Here is a 23,688-nt window from a genome sequence, read left to right as displayed (position 1 = left end):
ATAATTAATTTCTATCAGCTGATAATCGTATGATAACATTCCCTAATAAATGGCATAAATGATTTTCAAAAATCTATTTTAAACACTATTGCATTTGAACAAGAGCAAGCTGTACAAACAGCATTGTGCAATCATAAAGCTGGAGACAATATAGAAAATCTACTTTATAGTACAACTGCCGAATTAATTGCTGAAATTATGACCTTAATTGATGGCTATGCGGATAATAACATTGAATTAGATATTATTAACAAAAGTAACGGAATTAGATTAAAAGAAAAACCTTCCATAGAATTACATGATAAAATTGTAGATTTTATAAAATTTCAAAAGTAAAAAATAGTCTCAAAAAATAGTTATCTATTATAGAATTCGTATAATAAATATTCACTGTTATTATGTTTTTTGGTATTCTAATCTTCTTTAATATAATCACCGATTTTCCCTAAATGTTTGCCTATAGAATGATAATGTCCTGAATATACAACCGGATCAAATAGTGTCAAATCAATTCCATCAGATATATCTATGTCATTATCAATTTGAACATTTTTAATGTCACAGAAAAAGGTATCAGAGTCTCCTGTTTGTACAATCTTATTAATCTGGCACTCATATACCCATTTACTTAAGTCAAGTGTAGGTACATGTAAAGCTTCGCCATTGCTATAGCTATATGTCTTCTTGTCCTTTATCCCATTATTTCCAGAGTTGCTTCCCAAGTAGTCCACTAAATATAACATATTCGTGCTCACAAGATTAACTGATAGTTGCTTTGCTTTTATTACATTTAGTTTTGTTTTCTTTGAACCAAACATACTTATTACAAGCATATAATGATTATTATCACCATCATCATTAGTAACGCTCACCCAAGTTATTGGAGCAAAATTAACATTACCCTCCTCATCATAAGTGCCTATTAGAAAGGTTGGTTGTACACACATGGAATGTTGAGTTCCGATAGACTTTCTCTTGATCATCTTTTCTTTATCTCCCTTTATTATTTTTGAATTTTTGCAATTTTAATTTAATTATACCATTTTTTTACATATACTATGATATTATTTACACGAAATCCCATCCTATATGCCTTTTTTGCTCCAACCCATCCAATGTTTAATTTCAAAGATCATTATTCATGCGTTCAAACTGAAAAGTTAAGTTGGTATTTTCAAATTATAAACCAAGAAACACCCCAAAATCCATATCTGAATAATGCGGTGTTCTTTAAAAATGTTCGGTTTTCCTGCTGGTTAGTTAAATAAAACATAATAAACAAAGTCAACTAAAAATTTGCTTGTATATAAAGTTCTACTGATAAACTATTTTTCTTATCGATTCAATGGAGAGGTTGTACTGCTCAGCAAGAGCTTCAATAGACATTTTTTCAGCAAATTTCTCTTTAATTTCAAGATTTCTCTGTTTATAGTAATCTTTTGCACCTGTACCTTCTCCCCATTTTTGACGACTTTTGTACTTTGGAAAGTATAATGCTTCCCCACTTACATATTTTTGCACTTCTTTAAGCAGTTCATCTGGCAAAACCTCGCTAGCTTTTCTGTATTTCATTCACTTCACTCCCTCAAGAGTTTTGATTTATGAACTCATCCACAGAAGAATAAGAGTCAATTTCCACATTGCTTGATTTTATTGCAGCCACAATGCTCTCTTCAGCTAGTTTTACTTCCTTTGCAAAATCAGATAAGTTATTACTATCAAAATTCGAAATAATATCCAAATTCGGTATTTTAAAATCTTTTGCAATATCATCTAAGTCTGTTTGAATTGCACAGCTTGCACTAAATGCAAGTTCAGATTCATTATTTGCGCAAAAATGATAAATCCTCTTGAAATAATAACTACATTCCTGATACCAGTCTGCTAAGGATTGGTAATTAGGAGTTATCTTATTTTCTCCATGGCGCTTATCATTGATTTTGAAAAAATCTCTTGTAGCTTTAATTATATTATAGCTGAGTGATTGCAATTCAGTTGCAGTTTTTCCATTAACCACTTGTTTATATTGCTGGATAAAATTGCTAGGAAGATGCTTCATTGTGCTTAACTCTTTAAGTTTGGTGAAGCTTTTGAAATAAGTCTGATTGTAGCAAGCAACAGCCATTGCCAAACAATCTATAATAAATGCAGCTCCTTTTCTTACCTTAGAAAGCTCATCTTCAAATAGCAAAGTTTTATATACCTCCATAGCATTATTTATCCATTCCAATCCTCTTTCAAACATATATTGAGAATTTTCAAGGTTTGCAAAAAATTTTGCTCTTAAATATAGGAACCTTTGCTTCTCCGCTTCGTTTTTACTATATAGAATATTAGCTTCTGCAAGTACAGTTACATAATAGCCTTTTACATCTGCGTCTCTTTCAAAGCTTTCCCAGGAAACTTGATTAAAGTCATACCCAATCCCATTAATGATAAAGGTTCTTGATAGTCCAATACGCTTTTTTGAGTCAGATATAATAGTATTTACATATCTTACATTTCGATCTTCCTCAAGACAGTAAGTGTTATGCTCTAACAAAATGGATACTTCGTCTTTATAATGTGTTTCAGTTTCTTTAACTGCCCATTCTACAAGTCGATTATCAATCTCTTTCATTTTACTACCACCTTTTTAATATATTGCAAGTGCTTTGCTATTAATAATGTATCATGGTGGTACAGGAATAAATATACCATCATTTTTTCTAAAAATTTATTACCTAATTATCAGCATTGCTTTTACTTCTGGCTTCTACCTAAATAAGCCCATTTATTTTTAATACCTTTCTCATGCTTAGGAATTGCTAAATAAAATCTATCCGGAATAACTTCAGAATATTTATCATTTTGTTTAACATTCCAATTTATATTTTAAAACCAAGTCTTTAGTTCATAATTTAAGAAAGTTGCGAACTAAATAACGCAATATCCTATTCTACTTAATATCTATAGGGGCAGACCTCTTTAATCCTTTGGCATAACCATCAATGTAACCTGGTAATCTTTCCTCTATACTACATCCATCTAATGAATACCAGGTTATATTTTCAACAACATCCCTCAAACTTTTGCCATGAAATACTTTTGCATTTAGAATATCCTCTAATTTAGCATAATCATACGCTTGTGAACCATCTGGCACTAATCCATACCAATATATTTCTTTGCCACGTTCGTCTCTATTAGGCATTTTTCCAAGCCAGCAATCTTCATATTCTGTATCATTATCAATACTAAAGTTCATTTCAATACAAGAATTATATTTTACTACATCACTATTTAACACTGTTATTAAATCCTGCAATTTAATTTTTGCCAATAATCTCACCCCTCAATACTTGTCTTTATAATATAATCATGCTTCGTAATATTTTACAATTACGATATAATCATAGAATAATTATGCTTGATAGAAATTTTCTACGCCTTCTTTCGCTAAAGTTTTGTATTGCAAACTAAGGATACTCAAAGTCTATATAAGGTTCTCCAAATACACGTCATTCCACAATTGAACTTCAATGTAGCCTCCAATTTGCCCGAATTTTTCAGGAATACTTTTAACAAATTCGCAAATGTCTAATTCAGATTCGTACATTAACTTAAATAGGTTTTCTTTTTTCCATACAGTCTTCTCGGTTCTACCCATATCCATTAGGTGCATACTATCTCTGGGGGTAAAACTTATATGTGAAGAATCAATATTTCTTAGAGAAATCTTTACTTTGTTAGGGTTGCCAAAAAAACTACATAGTCCCTCGCTTTCCAACAGAGTGAAATAAATAGGATGATGTGTCGTCGGCTTTCCATTAAGAGATATGAAAGTATCATATAGCCATTCTTCTGTTCGCAACCTTTTATGATAATATGTATCAAAGTAGTCGCCATATCTATCCTTTTTTGAAACACTCTTTTGCGATAGTGTTTTTGCGAAAGCATAAGCCTCTTCTTTAGGTAGCCTTGTTATACTGTGGAGCGGTAAGCCTCCTGCTTCCCTATAATTCGTTATATATAAGTCATTAATATTCATTTTTTAAGCACCTCCTCTCTAGTTGTATTACAATATTTTGCAATTACGATATAATCATAGGATAATTATAGCATATATGACATATATTATAATTACGCTTGATAGAAATTTTCTACGCCTTCCTTTTCTACAGTTTTAAAATGCGAACTAAAAAACACCACATATTCATCTCTGAATAATGCGGTGCCTTATGAAAATATTCTGTTTTATAGCTTGTTAGTTAAATAAGAAGATTGTGAAGTAAAACAACTTCTGATTAGCTTATACTATGATGTTAGAATAATGAAGGATTAATAACGCCCTAAATGTAATATCACAATCCCTGCGAATATTTGATTTCCAATCTGTTTCTAATTGTAATCCAGCATAAGGTCCCCAGCCTTTGAAAATAGCATCGACCACGGGAATACGGCAAACTCCATCGTCGCTGACAGCATTTGCTATATCATTAACAGTTTCTCGTAAAGCCGGAACAAGCGGAACAACACCGCATCTTGCCAGCCATTCTATATATTCCAGATTATAAAGGTCAGGCTTTGAGGAAGTTATTGCAATGGGATTTGGAAGAAGCGCCGAGGTTTTAATGCTAAATCCCTGAGATGGAAAGCCCCCAAGTGTGCCGAGCGCATAACCGACCCAAGAAGACGGAATCAAATTAACCAATTCAGGGCTATCGCTCTTCATCATCTTTTTAATAGAATCTGCGATAATCTTGATATTGTCCTCATTCTTCCAAGAGTTTGTGTGGCCCAAAATGTCAAGGTGATAACGGCATGGCCATCTTTCATAATCCTTGAAAACACGGCTCCTGCCTTTTTTGATTGGGCGGGAAACATCAAGAACAGAATCAACCTCCAGCACGCGCTTGAAGGAATCAAGGGACAACTGAATCTGCGGAGAAATGTCAATCATATCATCATAGCCTGCCCGGGCAATGCAGGCACAACGGATAAGGTTATATCCGTGTCCGGTTGTCTTAAACTCATCAATAAATATCCCCCGTGTCCCATAGCATAAATCATCCAACGGCACGGTAATAAAAGCATCCATTGCGCGTTTTAAAACAGGCGTGTCCTTATCAACAGCCTTTTCTCCAAGATATTTCGTGCAGGTTTCCATATTCTCAAATTGCCCAGCGTTTCTATTGGTACCGTGAAAGCCATTACCAAGCCAACCGTTTTCCTTTTGACAAGCAATCGTCCGCTTTATATTCGGTTCTTGTAGAATTTGTCTTTGATATTCAGCCGCTTCTTCTTGCGTAATATTATTCAAAATTTCACTCTTTATTCTACGTTTGATTGATGGGTTGGCATTGTTAAGTAAAAACTCTATCATCCTATTTTTCATCACATACCTCTACAATTATAAATAATCATTAATTCGCCATATTTTACAATTACGATATAATCATAGGATAATTATAGCATATATGACATATATTATAATTATGCTTGATAGAAATTTTCTACGCCTTCCTTCGCTAAAGTTTTGAATTACACACTAAAAAACACCTCAAAATCCATCTCTGAATAATTCGTTGCCCTAGAAAGCTATTTAATTTTATTACTTATTTGTTATATAAGAAGAATGGGAAGCAACTCAAAAGCTCTTGTGATTATAATGTTAGTAAATACTCATCTTTAGTAAGGGAATAAAAAGGGTCGCCATTACAACGTTCAAACTCTTTTGGAAGTCCTTCTTGTATATACCTGAATTTCAACCCTATCTTTTCCATCACTCTTTTTGAAGCGATATTCTCTTTCATGCAGACACCGACAATTTCATTTAAACCAATCGTTCTAAACCCATACTCAAGTATTGCCTTTGATGCCTCGGTTGCATATCCTTGATTCTGATATTTGATTCCTGTTAAATAAAAAATTTCTGTTTTTGCAATATCGGTTACAAGCTTACCCAAGCCAACCCAACCAATGCACCTGCCAGTTTCTTTCAGAATGATATTAAAGGAATAGGCAAAATTTCCATCAAAGTCCACATTATATGACTCCAAAAGCCATTCAAATAATCCCTTATATTCATCCAGTGTCATAACTCCCATCTCTTTATATTTAAACAATTCTTTATCCTGCATCAACTTAAAAGATTCTATAAAATCATCTTCAATATAAGGTCTGATTATCAGTCTTTGTGTTTCAAGGCGCATATCTTTTATCATAATTTTTCTTCTCCTCTCATGCATTGTCGATATTTATTTCTATTCTCATTTAAATAATATCATTAGCTCCATTTACAGCTCAACCTCAAACATTTTTCTGAAACAAAAATGCGTCATTTTAGCCAAATTACATTTAGAAAAAATTTGCCAAAACCCCAATATTCAATTTTCAAACACAATTATTCATACTTTCAAACTCAATAGTTAGTTCGCACAATTTTCAAAATTTTTATACATTCATAAGACATTTCTCTTTATTTACGGAAGCTGAATTTTTCCAGCACCACCGTTGCCTTTTGGGTATAATCCTTGATAACCTGATTAATCTTGCCGCATAAGCATCTCAAATTGCATCCTTTACAACTTTTCACTGCCTGAGATTCTATCAAACTGCAGCTGGCTCCTTTAAAGCTGATGTCAAGCATGGTGGAAGCTAAAGCAAATTTGTCATAGCTCTCTTCCTATCTAAATTTTTTCTAAGTTCAACCCATAAAATAATAAATATTCCAAAGCATCTGCATATTTATTATGTATTAAATTAAATTTTTTGAGGAGGTGAAATAATGGGAAAAGACATGGTGTTTAATTCCCTAAGCAATGATGCTGCTGCAGTAGAATCAGTGGATATATTTTATTCCCAAGATGAAGAGGCTGGCTTTACATATGGAGAACCGACTAATGGAAATGCAATAGCTTCTTTTAGCTTTGCCACTGAAGAGGCTGATACAGACGAAGAAGAAGCTGAGCTTACCCTAAAGAAGCAGCCAAAAGGTACATCATCATTTAATACTGCTTTCCCTAACAGGAGAGGCATAACTCCTCCTATAGATGAGGAAGGCTTCATTATAAAAAGATGTTATCAATTTAGGCCTTCCGCCATAAGAAAGCTTAATGAAATAAAAGCCAAGCATCAAGATGTTAATGTGTACATGAATACTCTGCTGGATGAGGCTATCTTATGCTACTATAATAAGCTTTTTAACAGCTGATTTTCCAGCAACTATATAACTATTTATATAGTTACCTATGTATATAGCTGCCTATCTTCTCCTAGGATATAAGTCAAAATGGACGGTCTGTCAGCCTCCATAAGCCAGCTGGCAACTATTCTTTAAATTAAGCTTGGTAACAATGATAGTAATAGAGGTGCTTAAAGAAAATCTCTCCTGTAACAAAACGTTGCAAGAGAGATTTTATTCTTTATCTTAACATTGTAAAAGAACCTCCAAATCATGCAGGTTCTCATTTCTTACATTATGATTTTTTTCTAAAATATCTATTCATATCCATTAACTATAACTTCTAGCTTTCCGGTCTCTGGATCTATTATTAGTCCATGCACTTTTATATCTTTAGGTATTAATGGATGGTTTTTTATAAGTTCCACGCTCTCTTCTACTGATTCCTCTACAGAATCAAAACCGTGCAGCCACTTTTTTGTATTAATTCCCGCATTGTTTAACGTTGTTATGACCTCTTGGGAAATGCCCCTCTCCATGGCCATTTCTAAGATTTTATCTCCATTTAAATTGCTCATACCGCAGCCATAATGTCCGATTACTAATACTTCATCAGCCTTAAATTCATAAACAGCCACCACGATACTTCTTATTATGCTGCCAAAGGGATGCATTATAGACGCGCCCGCATTCTTTATAAGTTTAACGTCACCATTTCTTATGTTTAGTGCCTTTGGAAGAAGTTCTGTTAGTCTTGTATCCATGCAGGACAAAATTACTAACTTCTTATCTGGGTTCTTTGATGTTATATATTTTTCATATTCTTTATTTTCTACAAAACAACGATTGTAGTCTAAGATTTCTTGTAACTTACTCATAATATTCTGCTACCTCCAAATAATTATAATATTTTATTATACCATAGTTTGTAATCGGTGGAACACGCTTACCTAACTTCACATCAGCACCTGAATACTGTAGAAGTACATCTTTCCACAAATGACTAATCTATTAAATCCTTTTTCAATAAATTCTTTTGGAACAGAAAAGTCAGCGTGATATGGTGGATTAGAAAGAATTATAGCAAAGTCCTTTTCATCAATATCTTTAACCCAGTCACTTTGATATAATCTAATTCCTTATCATTTTTATTGAACTCAACAACTAATAACATTGCTAAAGTACCTTTATCAGCATTTTTAGGTAAAAAAACTCATCTGATGTTTTAAATTCCATTTCAATATCCCTTATGTTTACATTTAACATACTTGCACTTCTTTAATTTAATTAGTTCTTTCAGCCCATATTATAGCTCTATATGTGCTTTCATCGATTGGGTTTCTGTTGTAATCTCCGAATTCATTTACAACTTTAAAACCTGATTCAATTAGCCATTTATGCACCTGCTCCAGTGTAGGAATATGCTTTTCCCATGTTTCATGGATGATTTCCTGGTGATTATCAGGCATATGAAGCTCAGTTAATCTTCTTCCGTATGCAATCTGAGTTCTTGCATCATACCCATCTCCTATAACCACGTGCTTTCCATATACGCCATAGCTATCTGTTCCTTCAAAAATCACGCGTCCATTATCTTTAGAAAATATTTCTTCTGGCTGTGCAAACATACCAAAGTCCAAGAAAATATATCCTCCAATTTTTAAGCTAGAAGCAGCCTTCTGTATAAAAAATTGTTGTGTTTTGTCATATGGCATATCAGCTTCAACGTTATGAAGTAAGTTACCTGCAAGTACAACCACCTCATATCCACCTTTCCAGTCTCCGCTGACTGCATCCATACAGCAATATTGTAGGTTTTTAAGTTCCTTTGCTTTTTCTGGTATATATGCTAACCTTTCTTCATCCATATCAAAGCCTTTAGTGTCATGCCCTGCTAGTGCAAGAGGTACAAGAATACGGCCACCACCACATGCAACTTCTAATACTTTTCGACAGTTATCTCCAATCAATGAAAGCAGCAGGTTAATATCCTCTGTTCCTGTTTCGTTAATTTCATATATTTCAGCGTACCATCTTCTATAAATACTCATTTTTTCATTCTCTTTACCTAGTTTTTTTAACATACAAAGCCTCCTGTTATTTACGGAGGGTTACAATATACTTGCCCCACTTATATTTTCTGCTATATTCTTCTTACTCATAAGAAATCACCCTTTCTTTAAGATTATGTATTAAACCATATAAATTGAAATTTTATCAACTCGAAGGTTGTACACGTTTCGTTTATATTTATTAATTTTTTATGGATTTTACATTCTTAACGTATCCAGCCTTTTTGCTCGCTCAAACGCTTCTTTTAAAAATTCCTCAGCGGATAAATCCTTATAACTCCAATTCATTACCTCTATTGCAGTGGCACCCGAATAACCTGTTTCCGCAATTTTTTTCATGGCTACAGACCAATCAATTGTGCTATCAAAAGGTAATCGATGTATTGTGTTTTCGTTATAATCATGTAAATGTAATGCCATCAAACGTGAACCGTACATAGATAATAAATCATAGCTCGGATAATAGTGGTAGTGATGGCAGCAATCATAACAGAATCCTATGCGCATGGAATCCACTTGCTCCAGCATATATGACAAATTAGTGAAATTCCGTAAATTCTCCAGAGCAACATTAACACCAAGCTGTTCAGCCTTTTCAGCAATTCTCTTGATTCTATCAAGTCCCAATACATTATATGGCTTGTCGTCGTTAGGCAGATGTACCACCATGGTGGGAATCCCAAATTCTGCGCAATCTGCAACACATTGCAAATAGCAATCCATTGAGGCTTCACCCTCCAGATTGTCAAGCCAGATGTTGTCTTGGACTTGGAATGGCGTGTGGATGTTTTCTATAGAAAGACCCGCTTCACTCACAATTTGTGGTCCGCTGCGGTAATCATTGCGATCCAAATATTCACTCCACCATAATAAAACACCGTCAAATCCTGCTTCTTTTATTAACCGATAACGTTCCTTTATCGGCAATTCATAACCAAACCAATCATAAATAGTAATCATAAGCCAATTCCTTTCTTTTTTATATCATTTCCTCTACCTTCTTCTAAGCCTATATTGCAGGCATAACATTACCACCGCAGACAGGAATATATGCTCCTGTAATATAGGAAGCTAAATCCGAAGCTAAAAAAGCGACCACATTTGCTATTTCCTGATCAGTTCCTCTTCTTCTCAGTGGCACATTTTTTTCATATTCGGAGTTATGTTCCTGTCCGGCTGCCCTGTCCCTGTCGCTGATTGTCCACCCCGGAGCTACTTGATTGACTGTTATACCATGCTCACCTATTTCCTTAGCCAGCACTCTTAATACTCCATCCATACCTCTCTTACCAGCAACATAAGCAGATTGATTAGGAAAGTTTTGCATAGAACATTCAGTATTTATACCAATAAATCTTCCATACTTCTTTTCAATCATATAGGGTACAAAAGCCTTTGCCATATAAACATTTTGCATTACACAAGAAGAAAACTGACTTTCATAATCCTCAATATCCTGCTCTAATACACTTTTCCAGGTATACTGAATCACAGCATTATCTACAACGATATCTGGCATTCCAATATTTTGCACTACATAATCCTTCATCTTCATTACAGACTCCTTGTCAGTTATATCTGCTTGTACAATAATTGCTTTCCTTCCTGCCCCCTGAAGCTCTTCACATAGCTCACTAGCCTTTTCAATATTTTTTGAATAATTAATAACTACATCCGCACCACATTGTGCCAATGTACGTATCATAACCCTTCCCAAATCACCAGTTGCCCCAGTTACAAGAGCAAGTTTACCAGATAAATCAATCTTCATTTTTTACCTCCTTGAAATATTAGACTTTATATATTATTTTAATTTTTTCTTTAAAATTTCGTAAAACGATGCATTATCAACATTCTTTTTATTTTGCTTACTTATTTGATCATATCTATTATTAGATTGTCTTTGTTCTTTATGTTCGCTAATATTATTAATTATATTTATTCTCATTTTACCACACCTCGATTATAAATTACGTAACTTATTTATTTTTTTGAGGGTGAAAAAAATAACAATTGGTTTAGATTTTTTCAACTTTCAATTTTCTTTTTCCTTGAATTTATGTAATAAGCATTTTATAAATATTGGCTATTTTTAATGAGAATAATACCGCGAGAAATCAAAAATGTGTTATAATTGTAATATCTAAATGTGTCGAAAAATAGTTTATTATGTGTTTTTATATAAATTAAGCTAAAATTATAATTATTCTAAGACAGCAATGGTTATTTTGAGGTGATGTTATGGGCTATAATGCAATTGATTTGATTAATAGAGCTATAGATATTGCAGCTAGAAAAAAAAATATCTATATAAACATAGGAAAAAGAAAAAGTGATATTCAATCTATAGAAATAGTGTCAACGGTACTAATAAGACAGATTGATAATACTATTAAATATTATGAAACTTTAAAAAATCAATTAACAAATGAGAATTTAGAGGATATAGATTTTGGCATCTATGATAAGATTTCCTTTTTAATAAATGAATTTAATAGTAGATTATATGAACCACAGATTAACAATACTAGAGACTTTCTAAAATTTTTACTAGCCTCAGAAAAAGAAACATATTCTTTACTTGTTGACATACAAGGCAGGTTTGTAAAAAGCTTCAGCGATATAGACACTAAAACATACAAAATGTTAACTAATGTTATTAATAATAAAACATCCTTTATTTCTACCCTTGAAAAGCTTTTAAAATAAAAGCATATCAAAATGCATAAATTAAATTGCAACTAGATATCTAGCTATATAGGTATCTAGTTACGTAAATTTTTATACTAAATTTAATAATAAATATGAAATCAATACATAGTTTTCTTATCCTCAATAATCTTCTTGGGATTCTGTGATTTCTTATCTTTATTCATACCAAGCATCATAGGTATCATGGATATCATCATTATCGGACATAAAAATGGAACTATTTTTCTAAGTATTCCTGCAATACCAGGGCTTATCCCACCTATAACTGGAAGCATAAATACTATTGCTATAGGCAATCCACAGCAAATAATCATATGGAGCATATGCCTCATTGAGCCATGGCTATGCTTTGATTTGATTTCCTTATTATCATTATGACAGTTCATATTATTCCCTCCGCAGCAAATATTTTAATATGAACTTATTTTAACTTATTTTTATAAAGTTTTTATGAAGAAAATATGCCCTATCAAAAGTTGCTTCTATCTTTCACATTATCTATAAATACTTTAAGTGCTTCTTCCCAAGATCTCATTTCATCTCCTATGGTGCATCTCAGCATCATATTATCTAAAGATGAATAGGCTGGTCTTTTTACTGGAGTAGGATATTCCTCAGTGGTACAAGGTTTCACTTTACAATCTATTTTAGAAAACTCAACAATTTTGCGTGCAAAGTCGTACCAGGAACATTCACCCTTTCCAGCACAATTATATATACCATACTCTTCTGTAAGCATGATTTTTAATATATGGTGGCATAAATCTTCCGTATTTGTTGGAGTTCCTACCTGATCCATAACAACTTTTATATTTTCCTTTTCTTTGGCAGTTTTCATTATTGTGTATACGAAGTTCTTTCCATTATATCCATATACCCAGGAAGGCCTAACTATAAAATATCTGCCGCAAAGTTCTCTTACATAATTATCTCCCATATTTTTAGTTTTTCCATATACACTTTGAGGATTTGTTAAATCATATTCTCTAAAGGGTATGCTTCCTTCTCCGCTAAAAACATAGTCCGTGGATATATGTACAAGCTTACTTTCTATTTTTTCACAAGCTATGGCCAAGTTTCTTGCTCCCAATGCATTCACTTTAAAAGCAGCCTCTTCATTGCTTTCTGCTCCATTAACATTAGTATAGGCCGCAGCATTTATCACAATATCAGGCTTAATTTTATTTAAAGTTTCATTTACACTTTTACTATCTGCTATATTTAAATCCTTGGAACCAAAGCCTATAATCTCTGACTCCTTTATCCTTTGTGATATATCCCCAAGCTCTGACTTTCCTCTATTTATGATGTCTATCAGCTGTGATCCTACTTGACCTCTAGCACCAGTAATTAAAATTTTCATCTTCTATCATCCTTCGTATGTTTAAATTCATATTTCATTCCTTATCATCTAACTTTTCAATAATTTTGTCCAGCTTTTCTTCTATTCTTTTGCTTTTTGATATATATTTTTTCAGGGTAGCCAATCCAATAAATAGGCTAATTATTATAGCTACGATTATTACCATATTAATTATGGTTATTACTATCCGTGTGATATCAATATCCATTTTATCACTCCTTAAAATATAATTTATATAAATTATACCAAAAAATTCAAGAGGTTGAAACTTGTTCAACCTCTTTTTCTACTTTTATTGAATTGTTATTGAGTTCAATGCCTTATTTAGGTTCTACACCGCTTATCAATGTGTTCGATAAATAAACTGTTATCTTAGTATTATCAGAGTAGCTAGAGGCAGAAGCGTTGTAGGAATAGTCATTAGTTTGAGTATAATTGGACCAGTCTGATTTAGCAAATCTTCCTGAGATCTCTGCAGTAGCTCCCGGTGCCAAAGTACCCGCAGCATTTGAAAAACCTACTTCCAAATAATTATCTGCATTTGTTAGAGCTGAAGCTAGATTAACAAATGTTCCAGTGACATTGGAAGAGTCTACACTTGCCCAGTCACACCAGAAGCTTTGACCAGAAGCTCCATCCTTAGTAAAATAGTATCTGATTTTTAAATCTGATAAATTTATTGTGGTGGTGCCCGTGTTAGTAACCTTAAATTTAGGAATTATTGAATTAGTTGCAGCAGAAGTATTTCCATTAAATTCTTGCAGCTGAACACTTCCTACTGGTTTTGGTTTCACTGGCAGTTTAACTTTAATGTTTACGGGAGCAGAGGTAGCACTCATGCCGTTAGAATCCGTTGCCTGAACTGTTATTGCATAGCTATTAACGCCATCGGTGCTGCTGCTATATCCAGTTGGTGTCCAAACATATTCATAAGGGCTGGTTGAAGTTTCTCCAACCTTAGTTCCGTTAGCAAAAAATTCAACCTTTGCTATGGTTCCGTTATCGGTGGTTGCTGCAGCATCAATTGTTACAGGGCTTACTTTTGTGCTGTTATCATATATCTGTCCTTCGGTTGGATTGGTTATAGAAGTTTTTACTGTGTTTGTAGGACCACTTGCATTGTCAAAAAGCATAGCATAGTTTCCATTTGCTAAAGCAATTTCGCATTGAGCCCAGAATCTATGATAATTAAATACTGGAGACTCACCTTTGTCATAAGCAGCTTTAACCTTAGCATAGTCAGGATCTTGTTTATACTTTGAACGAATATCTATAAATTTAATGCCTGGCTGAATTATGTCGCCATTTGGCATCTTTCCTGAAAAAGTACTTGGTACATACACTTCTTGATCAAACATTCTGTGATAATCTGCACGAGCTTCTGGAGCTGAAAGTCCCTTATCATCGCTGTAAAGTGTCCACATTCTATCCAAAAGCTGTTTTGCTATAGTCTGAGAAGCAACATCTGCTGATGAAGGAGTATATTTCTGAGTTGCTGCACTATAATACAATAAAGTATTTGCTAGAGATGCAGTAACACCTAAGTCAGTACTGTAGTTAACAACGGTTACATGAAGTCCTTTGTTTCCAGTATAGGTTCCAGTCCAGGTATCTGGCTGTCCTGACCAATCTATAGTAGAAGGTACTTGGAAAGTGCCATCTGAATTTAATTTAACTTCTGGTTTAACCCATTGAATCCACTTATCTAGAATTTGTTTTGCTCTCTTGTCACCGGTGTTGTAGTAGTATTCTGCCATACGCTGCATTGACCAGGTTTGCATACCAAACCAGGTATTGCTGCCTGGATCTTCATAAACCGGATTTGCCTGATAAGCCATTCCATAGAAGGTTGAAGTTCCAGCTGGATATTTTTCATATCGTCCATTATAAGAGTTGGTAGCACCTCCAGCTATAGCACCTTCTGAAGATTGAAGCCACTGGTAGAACTCTAATTGCCTATCTAAGCTCTTCCCCCAGTCTGAAGCTGCATTAGGTGATTTTGGCTTAAAATCACTGCTTGAGGATAGAATCCAGGCTGATAAAGGATTCTGATAACCAAAATGATCGTGACTGCTGCCTATTCTCCAGGACCAATTAGCTCCTACACCTCCACCCCATGCATAATACCAAGATAATAAATAAGTTGAGCTGTCATAGCCTGTCCCTTTATTGTTTATATCCTGGGAACCTATCTTTTTAAAATATTTATCAAAGAAAGAGTATCTCAAATAATCTCCCATTTTGGATGCTTTCTGCACTAAACTTGAAAGATCCTTTCCCTGATCCTTTGCCCATTTATCTGCAGAATACATAGCTTGAACTACACGAGCATCCGCGTCTGGCGCATTGGTATACTTCCATTGTTTAGAATAACTTGAGTCACCAGTAAATAAGTCTAAGTATCCGTTCTTTCCTCCAAAATTCATAGCATCCCAGGATGGCTGCGGTATAGTTTCCCAAACGGATTCTTGTTTTCCTCTTTGAAAGGTATTTATATAGGATGGAGAAGTTTTTCCATCGCCTCTAGACCCATATCCATACCAATTATCCACATCCAAAAGCCAATGCATTCCATATATATCACTGGTTCCATAGGCGTTTTTTAATTCATTTGCTATGGGATCGCTGCCAACTGGAACACTGGATTGAAGTTTACTCGGATATTGATCCGGTGTTTCATACTCTCCAGCATAGGTTGCTGGTTTACTTGGATCGTAACTTGCATTAGTAGGTTGATCATCATGAGTTGGAATCATATATTTTTCCATAGTGTCCCATGCTGTGCTTAATCCTGACCAGTTACCAGTAAATTTTCCTTCCATAGCTTCCAGCCATGTATAATAGCTGAAGGCTTCGCTGGTAGTTTCATGTCCGTAGTCAGGAGCTTCACACATAAGTGTTTCAACTGAGTGATAGGGTATCCCCAGCGGACTGAAATATCCACTTTTCGAGTCATGAATTTTGTTGTACAACTGTAAAAACCTTTGCTGATATGGACTGATAGTTGCAGCTTTGGCAGTATTTTTTACAAATGAACCGCCTGCACCTGTAACTGCTGTCATAGCCATTACCATACTTACTAGTAGGGCAATCTTTTTTTTCATTTACCTCATCCCTTCTTGTTTTATATTTATGATATTAGAACCTAAGGCTCTATACCAAACAATAAATTGTGAAAACATAATAAGAAGACATCCCATTAAAAGCCTGTATTTTTAAATTCAGCCGAGACTTAGGTATTGAAATTAAAGGTGATTTTATGTTAACCTTTTCAGCTTTTAGATTACTTATTTTTCATTATTTTATAAAAACATATAGCTTAAAGCGTACATATAATTTGGAATTTTTCATATGAGTATTAATTAGATTTGTGCTTTTTTTCGAAAAGTTTTTCAGAATAGTTTAAATAGATATCAGTTAGTATTGGTTTAAATTTTTTTACCATAATATAATTATAATTTTAAAATTAGTAAATGTAAATGTTTACTAGAAAATTTTAACAAATAAATATTTTTAAAATATATTTATTACATTATTAATTAACACAAAGGGTTTTTTTTTGCGAAAATATCACTCTATTGTCTATTTTACTTACAATTAATCAATTTTATTTTTCATTTATACAAAAAACAAGAGATTGAAACCTGTTCAACCTCTTGTTTTTTAGTTATGTTACGTTAAAACTCTCCATTTTTATGAGCTTCTATAAGTGCTTCTATTTTAGGAGTGCATCTTCTTCCACCACAGGAACCAGAGCCAGCTCCTGTTGCTTTTCTAACAGCCTCAACGGTGTGAGCTCCCTCTTTTATTACTGCCTTCATTTTTGAACGAGGTATAGCTTTGCATATACAAACCTTAGTTAACTTATCCATTATTTCTGCATTTTTATTTTCCATAATTCTCTACCTTTCTATATCAAAAGAATAATTATCTATTAATAGTATATATTATTATATTATCATATTATTCATTTTGTGAAAATAGGAGGGTGGATAATTATTTTATCTGCTGTTTTAAATTATATCTTCTACAATTTCTATACCATTTCCTCGCATATTATATATAGAAAATAAATTCATTAAATCACCTTGGTGATTTGTTATATCTAAATCAAAGGTTTCCACAGCACTTAAAGGCACTATAACTCTACCTGATATATTATTTTCATTAAAATAGCATCTTTGAGCCAGACAAAAATTTAATATACATATATCAGTTACATCACCTATAACAATAATATTAGTTATATCTTTATGTTCCTTTAACCACTGCTGGTATTGAGGAGCTAAAAATCCGTTAACGCTGTTCTTTTTGCAGAGCAGTGCTTTTTCTGCTGCAAAAGGCTTAAGTTCATCTACAAGCTCAACTTCCTGGCTGCCCTCTATGCAGTGCGATACATAAGCTTTAAACTCCTCAGCCTTTTCAGGATGGCAATCTAAGAAGAATACTTTTTCCAAGTCCTTAAACAAAGCATTTATTCTCACTGCATCAGGTATTATTTTTAGCACTCTATCAGAGCTTAAATTTCCTTCCTTGCAAAAGCCATTTATTATGTCTACATTTATAAGTGCAGTATTTTTCTTTTCAAATTCCTCTGCTTTAAGCACAGGAATATTTTCAAAAGAAGTCATTATATTGTCCAGTGTTTTTTCAGCTTCTCTTAAAAATGCCTTTCTATCATCAATCTTTCTCATAAAATCAACTCCTATCTATTATTTTTTATCTCTCGCTTATCACTTGTAGCGCTTAATAAAATCCTCTACTGTCAAAACAGTTTCTTTAAAGCCCAATCTTTCAGAAAGCTGCAGCACATGAGGCTTTTCAAGATATGCACTTTTTAAAATTTCTTCCTGAGAATAAACCTCTTTTGTATCTCCATCTAGCGATACCTTTCCTGAAGTAAATACTATGGTTCTTTCAAATACCTCTGCTACAAAATCCATATCGTGAATGATAGTTATTACAAGTTTTCCTTCACTTACTAAATATCGAATTATTTCTTTTATCTTTTCTTTTCCTGCATAATCTTGAGCAATAGTAGGCTCATCAAATATTATTATATCAGTGTCCATAGCCACTATGGAAGCTATGGTTATGAGCTTTCTTTCAGAAAGACTTAAATCGTAAGGATTGCTATTTTCAAGACCTTTTAATCCCGAAAGCTTCAAAGCTTTTTCGGAATTTTCTAAAGCTTTTTGGTAGCTTAAGCCTATATTTAGCGGTCCAAACATTATCTCATCTATGACTTTATTTTTAAAAATCTGATCATTAGGATTTTGAAATACCATACCTATAAATTTTGCCAGCTTTGCTGCTGTAGAATCCTTAGTATTTGTTTCTTTTATAATTACGTTTCCTCCCGTTGGCTTTAATAGTCCTTTAAGCAATTTTACAAAAGTAGATTTACCTGCACCATTTTGTCCTATTATTGCTGTAGATCTATTATCAAATTCCAAATCTATTCCTTTTAATACTTCTTCTTCTCCATAGGAAAAGGTTAAATTCTCAACTTTTATATTAATTTTCTCCATTAAAATTCACCACCAAATCATAAGCCTCTTCCAAGGTCACAGGATACAATCCTGTTTTGTTGTCTTTTATATTAAGCCCCTTGCAGATTCTTGTGTATACTGGTTCTTGAATGCCATAGCTATTTATATCATCCCTGGAAAATATTTTTCTAGGCTCATCAAGAGCTATTAATTCTCCTCTATTTAAAAGCATTACTCTATCTGAATACTTAGCTATTTTCTCCATTTTGTGCTCCACCATTATTATGGTCTTGCCTTGCCTGCTGAGCTCTTGAATTGCTTTAAATACTTCTTCAGAACCTTGAGGATCCAACTGGGAAGTTGGCTCATCCAGTATTATTACCTGAGGATTCATAGCTATGATACTAGCTATAGCCATTCTCTGCATCTGTCCTCCAGATAAATCAAAAGGATTTTTATTTTTAAGTTCATATATATCAAGTAACTTAAGTGCTTCTTCAACTCTTTCCATCATTTCTTGTCTAGGAAAGCCAAGATTCTCAAGGCCAAAGGCTACCTCTTCATAAACTGTAAGCTTAGCTCCTGACACCTGGGTAAAAGGGTTTTGAAACACTATCCCTACCTTGCTTGAAATGCTGCTTATATCAGCTTTCCCTACCTCTATATCATCTATCAGCACTTTTCCGCCATAGGCTCCCTTGTAAAAGTGAGGAACTAAGCCTACTAAAGCCTGACAAATTGTAGATTTCCCGGACTGATTTTCCCCTATTACCCCTATAAATTCTCCCTCTTCTATGGAAAAGGATATTCCTTTTATAGCTAATTCCTTATTTAGAGGATATCTATACTTTAAATTGTCTACCCTTATCTTAGCCACTGAACACCCCTCCATACTAAGGCACAAACAACGCTCACTAGCAGCACAAAGTTTATAATTAAATTGTACCTATAATTTTTTTCTTCATTTAAAAATGTTTTTTTGCAGCTTGAGTTAAAGCCTCTTACCTCAAGAGCCATAGATCTCTCCCTAGTGTTTATTAGAGAATCCATTACTACTGGTCCTAAAAGAGGGAAAAAAGCCTTTACTCTGGTTAAGAGTTTTCCTTCTGTCTCCATTCCTCTGGATCTTTGAGCATCTGTTATCTTCCCCATGGCAGAGGACATTTGAGGTATAATCTGCAGCACGGATGCTAATACATAACCTATTCTTGGAGATAAGCCTTTTCTAACTAGGGCCTCAACTAAATCGGAAGGCTTTGTGGTAAGGATCAGAACACAAAAGGAAAGCAATATGTTTATAACTCTTATACATACTCCAAAAGCAAAATAAAGGCCTTCTTTATAGAACTTAATTGTTCCAAGTGCTAGTACTACTGTTTTGTTTCCATGCCTAAAAAGTCCTTGTATTAGGATTACTGATAAGAGCACTACAGCTATTAAAGCTATTAAAGGGATAACTTTTTTTAATACCCTTCCTTTAATAAGTATTGCAATACTTATTAATATTGCTATTGCTCCTGCTAATTTGCTTACTAATATTATAGGTATAAAAATTGCTGCAAAAATATATATAATTTTTGATATAGCGCTGATTTTATGAATTACTGTATCTCTTTCCTGGTATAAGCTTAAAGGCTTCAAAATATTATCTCCTTCTTATAGAAATGGGACTGTGGCAAAAGATTATTTTTTTAAGATATTAAGATAAGATTCCTAAGGTACAAATTTCAAGTAAGAAATAATAGTTAAAAATTAATAATTATTGAGGAAACCGTCTCTTTGTGAGAGCCGATTTCTTTTATTTTATTCTTGCTGCAATTTGCTACAAGAAAAATAATAATTGTAAATTTATAAAAAATTCATCAATATTGAATTTTTCACCTTCATTTTTACTTCTTAATTCTTATTTATTAATTCATTCTTATCTATTTCTCTTTAAAATAACTTAATCTTTATTGTTCAACAGTCCCATTTTTCTTCTTATAATTCTTCTATTTCATTGTCATTGCTGTATAATATGGTAAGCTTTTTAGGAAGTCCTTTAAAAATGAAAAATGATATTATTACTACTACCAACTTATCTGGTAAATCCACTAAAATCTCATCTATAAAAGATGCTATAAACATTGGACTTCCGTGAGCTGTAAAATACGCAAAAACTGCATCTCCCCAGAAATTACCTGTAGTACCTCCCCAGAAAGCTATGTTTATAGGTGTGGATACTACTGCAGATACGAGAGCTACTATAAGTCCAAGTATAACAGCCCTTGCAATGTTTTTTACCCATCCTTTATATGCAAGTACTCCTACCACTAAACCTATAGCTACACTAGTAGCAGCATATATAAATGATATAGGAGACAAAGTTAATCCATAAATTATATTATTTATAGCTCCTCCTATGGCCCCTGCTATTGGTCCTGCTAGCATGCTTGCAAGAATTGTACCTATGGAATCAAGCCATAGTGGAAGCTTAAGTGCCTCTGCAAAAGCCTTTCCAATATAATTAATCCCCACTGCTGCTGGTATGAGCACCAATGTAGCTGTGGAAAGCTTTAAGCTCCACATACTTCTTTTTTTCATTAAAATTCCCCCTTATTTAATTGTATTTTCTAATTTTACTATGGCCTCTAAGGCCGTGAGTATCTCTTTTCTTTCCCCTGCTTTAGTAGCATTTTCTCCTTTTACATAATTACTTATGCCTTCTTCAAAGCTTCCATTGCTTTCTACTACCACATTTAATACAGAAGCAGTTTTAAGTTTTCTTAGAGATCCTGCCACGAAAATAGCTGCTGTTTCCATATCTGCTCCAAGCACTCCCCTGCTTGCCCAATACTTATCCTTCTCTTCGTCATTATCTGCATAAAGAGCATCGTGACTTCTCACAACACCGCAATGATATTTAATATTATTATCTTTAGCACTTTCTACTAGAGATAATAGTAATTCGGTATCAGCAAAAGCTGGATATATATCTTCTATGTATGCTTTTGACGTACCCTCATCTCTAACTGCTGCGGAAGCTATTATCAGATCTCCAAGTTTCATATTGGGCTGGTAAGCGCCGCAGCTGCCTATCCTTATTAATGTATCAACCCCAATATTTTTTAATTCCTCTACTGCAATAGAAGCTGATGGGCCTCCAATTCCTGTGGATATAACTATCACCTTTACCCCTTTATAAAACCCACTGCAGCTTTTGTATTCTCTATTATAAGCTAAATCTACACAGTCCTTTAAAAATTCTTTAACCGCGTCCACTCTTTTAGGATCTCCAGGCAGGATGGCATACTTTGCTGACTGGGCAGAATTTAATCTTATATGCGGCTGTAATTCTTCCATTTTTAGTTCACCCCTGTATATACACTTGTCATCATTAATTTTACTACATATTTTATATTTTTTAAATACTATATGAACTTTTTTAGTATATGTTATTATTTATTTCTTCATCTTTCCCCAGATAGCCAAGCCATTTTTATTTATTCCTGTAAAAACTATAGTTCTTCTATTATTTTCATAATCCCAAGCAGGGAGAATTTTGCATTTATAAGTATCCTCTTTTTTATCTGAAAGTTTTATGGTCAATGAATTATCTCCACTAAGCTCCCAAGTTCCTCCGTTTACTCTGCCATTTTTCTTTAAATCATATTCTTTCGAAGAGATTATTCCATTATCATCTTTTTTAAGAATAATTACATCCCATTTTCCAGGAACTAAAGCTTTATCTATTTTCTCTTCTTTCTCCCCTGCATATCTTTCAGTTGAAACCATAGGCCATCCATCTTCAGACCATACTATTTTCCTTACATTTAAATAGAACCAATTCACTTCATTTTCTACTCTTGCATGGTGGAAAATATAATAATCTTCTCCATCCTTCAAAACTGAATTGTGACCTGGTGCCATCCAGCCAACAGTATCTGCAAATTTGTAGCCTCCTAAAATCTTGTTTCCTACTTTATTTGGATCTATGGTGGTATCTGTCAAGTCATTTCCTTCTATATCCACATAGGGTCCATCTATTTTATCTGCTCTTCCCACTCTTACATTGTAATCCTTAGCCAAAGAATCATAGGATTCAAATAAATAATATTTCTTTTGCTTATCATTATATATTATGTAAGGTCCCTCCACAGCACCGCTGACTGAACTGCTTCTTGAAGCTATATTTTTACCCTTATCTTCTTTATCCTCGGGCTTTCCTGTATTTTTATCTAGTTTAAGAATGTATATTCCAGTCCAAAATGAACCATAGCTTAACCACAGACTTCCTTCATCATCAAATACAATATTAGGATCTATTGCATTCATATTGTCTCCTTCTTCGGTTTTAACTACACATCCCATGTCCTCCCAAGGCCCTTCTATGGATTTGCTTCTCTCAAGACCTATATAGGAAGTATTTTTCCCAAAGGAGGAAGCTGCGTAATATAAATAATAATATTCTCCTATCTTTGTCACATCAGGGGCCCATAAGCCTTGAGCTCCTGTCCACTCCTCGGCTTCAGCAGGAACGCCCTTCAGTGCCTGACCAACATATTGCCAATTTATCATATCCTTTGACTTTCTCACTTCTATCCCCGGTGCTACTGAGCCGCCTATCCTAGCATCTGTAGAAAAGACATAGTAAGTATCCCCATCTTTAAATATTGATGGATCATGTGTATTTAATGTTCCCCATTTGCTGCTATCATCTATAATAGATTCATCCATTAACTTTTCCTTAGGAATATTGTCTGAAAGCTTCAATTTGCTTAAACCTCCTTCTTTATCCACCTTTGAATCACAACCTAAAAGACTCAAAGAAAAAAGTATTGAAAGAGCAATAACTAATTTTTTCTTTATCATGAATTCACCGCCTATATCCAAGATTAAACTATT

The 23,688-nt window shown here is 33.7% G+C and carries 27 protein-coding genes; 3 read left to right on the top strand and 24 right to left on the bottom strand.

Annotated features, from left to right (window positions below; all coding sequences use genetic code 11):
• Positions 1 to 123 precede the first annotated feature (123 nt).
• Complete coding sequence (locus tag IAI10_RS21305; RefSeq protein WP_315675333.1) at positions 124 to 336, top strand: hypothetical protein; 213 nt, start codon at positions 124 to 126, stop codon at positions 334 to 336.
• A gap of 77 nt (positions 337 to 413) precedes the next feature.
• On the opposite strand, the gene IAI10_RS21300 is transcribed toward IAI10_RS21305, so the two are convergent.
• The 7 genes from IAI10_RS21300 to IAI10_RS21270 form a co-directional block, all read right to left on the bottom strand.
• On the bottom strand, positions 414 to 983 hold the full coding sequence (locus IAI10_RS21300; RefSeq protein ID WP_315675332.1) for a flavin reductase family protein: 570 nt from the start codon (positions 981 to 983) through the stop codon (positions 414 to 416).
• A 331-nt stretch (positions 984 to 1,314) separates the two neighbouring features.
• On the bottom strand, positions 1,315 to 1,572 hold the full coding sequence (locus IAI10_RS21295) for a CD3324 family protein (RefSeq protein WP_315675331.1): 258 nt from the start codon (positions 1,570 to 1,572) through the stop codon (positions 1,315 to 1,317).
• A 13-nt stretch (positions 1,573 to 1,585) separates the two neighbouring features.
• Positions 1,586 to 2,620 carry a hypothetical protein gene (locus IAI10_RS21290; RefSeq protein ID WP_315675330.1) on the bottom strand — a complete coding sequence of 345 codons (1,035 nt, stop codon included), beginning with the start codon at positions 2,618 to 2,620 and terminating at the stop codon, positions 1,586 to 1,588.
• A 318-nt stretch (positions 2,621 to 2,938) separates the two neighbouring features.
• The gene (locus tag IAI10_RS21285) at positions 2,939 to 3,322 is read right to left on the bottom strand and encodes a hypothetical protein (RefSeq protein ID WP_315675329.1); all 384 of its coding nucleotides are present in this window, start codon (positions 3,320 to 3,322) and stop codon (positions 2,939 to 2,941) included.
• 153 nt (positions 3,323 to 3,475) lie between these two features.
• Positions 3,476 to 4,030, bottom strand: coding sequence for a hypothetical protein (locus IAI10_RS21280; RefSeq protein WP_315675328.1), 555 nt, complete (start codon positions 4,028 to 4,030; stop codon positions 3,476 to 3,478).
• Between the two features lie 261 nt (positions 4,031 to 4,291).
• A complete protein-coding gene (locus IAI10_RS21275) occupies positions 4,292 to 5,377 on the bottom strand; it encodes a hypothetical protein (RefSeq protein ID WP_315675327.1) in 1,086 nt (361 codons plus the stop codon).
• 268 nt (positions 5,378 to 5,645) lie between these two features.
• Complete coding sequence (locus IAI10_RS21270) at positions 5,646 to 6,206, bottom strand: GNAT family N-acetyltransferase (RefSeq protein ID WP_315675326.1); 561 nt, start codon at positions 6,204 to 6,206, stop codon at positions 5,646 to 5,648.
• A gap of 563 nt (positions 6,207 to 6,769) precedes the next feature.
• Between IAI10_RS21270 and IAI10_RS21265 the strand changes: the two genes are divergently transcribed.
• The gene (locus IAI10_RS21265; RefSeq protein ID WP_315675325.1) at positions 6,770 to 7,195 is read left to right on the top strand and encodes a hypothetical protein; all 426 of its coding nucleotides are present in this window, start codon (positions 6,770 to 6,772) and stop codon (positions 7,193 to 7,195) included.
• Between the two features lie 287 nt (positions 7,196 to 7,482).
• Here IAI10_RS21265 and IAI10_RS21260 read toward each other — a convergent pair whose 3' ends face one another.
• From IAI10_RS21260 to IAI10_RS21245, 5 genes are all read right to left on the bottom strand, one after another.
• Positions 7,483 to 8,043 carry a carbonic anhydrase gene (locus IAI10_RS21260; protein ID WP_315675324.1) on the bottom strand — a complete coding sequence of 187 codons (561 nt, stop codon included), beginning with the start codon at positions 8,041 to 8,043 and terminating at the stop codon, positions 7,483 to 7,485.
• A 78-nt stretch (positions 8,044 to 8,121) separates the two neighbouring features.
• On the bottom strand, positions 8,122 to 8,301 hold the full coding sequence (locus IAI10_RS24710; protein ID WP_396334414.1) for a methyltransferase: 180 nt from the start codon (positions 8,299 to 8,301) through the stop codon (positions 8,122 to 8,124).
• 147 nt (positions 8,302 to 8,448) lie between these two features.
• The gene (locus IAI10_RS21255; protein WP_315675323.1) at positions 8,449 to 9,249 is read right to left on the bottom strand and encodes a class I SAM-dependent methyltransferase; all 801 of its coding nucleotides are present in this window, start codon (positions 9,247 to 9,249) and stop codon (positions 8,449 to 8,451) included.
• Positions 9,250 to 9,435: 186 nt separating this feature from the next.
• Entirely contained in the window at positions 9,436 to 10,197 is a 762-nt protein-coding gene (locus IAI10_RS21250) for a sugar phosphate isomerase/epimerase family protein (protein ID WP_315675322.1), read from the bottom strand.
• Between the two features lie 49 nt (positions 10,198 to 10,246).
• Positions 10,247 to 11,008, bottom strand: coding sequence for an SDR family oxidoreductase (locus IAI10_RS21245; RefSeq protein ID WP_315675321.1), 762 nt, complete (start codon positions 11,006 to 11,008; stop codon positions 10,247 to 10,249).
• Between the two features lie 470 nt (positions 11,009 to 11,478).
• Here IAI10_RS21245 and IAI10_RS21240 point away from each other — a divergent pair, with 470 nt between their 5' ends.
• Complete coding sequence (locus IAI10_RS21240) at positions 11,479 to 11,946, top strand: hypothetical protein (RefSeq protein WP_315675320.1); 468 nt, start codon at positions 11,479 to 11,481, stop codon at positions 11,944 to 11,946.
• Positions 11,947 to 12,047: 101 nt separating this feature from the next.
• Here the strand turns inward: IAI10_RS21240 and IAI10_RS21235 are convergent, their stop codons facing one another.
• The 12 genes from IAI10_RS21235 to IAI10_RS21180 form a co-directional block, all read right to left on the bottom strand.
• The gene (locus IAI10_RS21235; protein WP_315675319.1) at positions 12,048 to 12,335 is read right to left on the bottom strand and encodes a hypothetical protein; all 288 of its coding nucleotides are present in this window, start codon (positions 12,333 to 12,335) and stop codon (positions 12,048 to 12,050) included.
• Between the two features lie 83 nt (positions 12,336 to 12,418).
• Complete coding sequence (gene rfbD / locus IAI10_RS21230) at positions 12,419 to 13,312, bottom strand: dTDP-4-dehydrorhamnose reductase (protein WP_315675318.1); 894 nt, start codon at positions 13,310 to 13,312, stop codon at positions 12,419 to 12,421.
• A 34-nt stretch (positions 13,313 to 13,346) separates the two neighbouring features.
• The gene (locus IAI10_RS21225; protein WP_315675317.1) at positions 13,347 to 13,520 is read right to left on the bottom strand and encodes a hypothetical protein; all 174 of its coding nucleotides are present in this window, start codon (positions 13,518 to 13,520) and stop codon (positions 13,347 to 13,349) included.
• Positions 13,521 to 13,632: 112 nt separating this feature from the next.
• Positions 13,633 to 16,416 carry a glycoside hydrolase family 48 protein gene (locus IAI10_RS21220; protein ID WP_315675316.1) on the bottom strand — a complete coding sequence of 928 codons (2,784 nt, stop codon included), beginning with the start codon at positions 16,414 to 16,416 and terminating at the stop codon, positions 13,633 to 13,635.
• Between the two features lie 573 nt (positions 16,417 to 16,989).
• Positions 16,990 to 17,208 carry a (2Fe-2S)-binding protein gene (locus IAI10_RS21215; RefSeq protein ID WP_315675315.1) on the bottom strand — a complete coding sequence of 73 codons (219 nt, stop codon included), beginning with the start codon at positions 17,206 to 17,208 and terminating at the stop codon, positions 16,990 to 16,992.
• A 117-nt stretch (positions 17,209 to 17,325) separates the two neighbouring features.
• On the bottom strand, positions 17,326 to 18,006 hold the full coding sequence (locus tag IAI10_RS21210; protein WP_315675314.1) for an isochorismatase family cysteine hydrolase: 681 nt from the start codon (positions 18,004 to 18,006) through the stop codon (positions 17,326 to 17,328).
• Positions 18,007 to 18,045: 39 nt separating this feature from the next.
• On the bottom strand, positions 18,046 to 18,843 hold the full coding sequence (locus IAI10_RS21205; protein WP_315675313.1) for an ABC transporter ATP-binding protein: 798 nt from the start codon (positions 18,841 to 18,843) through the stop codon (positions 18,046 to 18,048).
• Positions 18,830 to 19,681 carry an ABC transporter ATP-binding protein gene (locus tag IAI10_RS21200; protein WP_315675312.1) on the bottom strand — a complete coding sequence of 284 codons (852 nt, stop codon included), beginning with the start codon at positions 19,679 to 19,681 and terminating at the stop codon, positions 18,830 to 18,832. Before IAI10_RS21200 ends, IAI10_RS21205 begins: the two co-directional genes overlap by 14 nt.
• Positions 19,669 to 20,445, bottom strand: a complete 777-nt coding sequence (locus IAI10_RS21195; RefSeq protein WP_315675311.1) for an energy-coupling factor transporter transmembrane component T — start codon at positions 20,443 to 20,445, stop codon at positions 19,669 to 19,671. The genes IAI10_RS21200 and IAI10_RS21195 overlap by 13 nt, the downstream gene beginning before the upstream one ends.
• Positions 20,446 to 20,784: 339 nt before the next feature.
• Positions 20,785 to 21,387, bottom strand: coding sequence for an ECF transporter S component (locus tag IAI10_RS21190; RefSeq protein ID WP_315675310.1), 603 nt, complete (start codon positions 21,385 to 21,387; stop codon positions 20,785 to 20,787).
• Between the two features lie 12 nt (positions 21,388 to 21,399).
• Entirely contained in the window at positions 21,400 to 22,146 is a 747-nt protein-coding gene (locus IAI10_RS21185; protein WP_315675309.1) for a nucleoside phosphorylase, read from the bottom strand.
• 99 nt (positions 22,147 to 22,245) lie between these two features.
• Positions 22,246 to 23,655, bottom strand: a complete 1,410-nt coding sequence (locus IAI10_RS21180; RefSeq protein WP_315675308.1) for an arabinan endo-1,5-alpha-L-arabinosidase — start codon at positions 23,653 to 23,655, stop codon at positions 22,246 to 22,248.
• Positions 23,656 to 23,688: the final 33 nt, after the last annotated feature.

The organism is Clostridium sp. 19966, assembly GCF_032335695.1.
Classification (GTDB): Bacteria; Bacillota; Clostridia; order Clostridiales; family Clostridiaceae; genus JACTOJ01.
The sequence above is the reverse complement of the archived record's forward strand: the minus strand, read 5'-3'. Positions and strand labels throughout refer to the sequence as shown.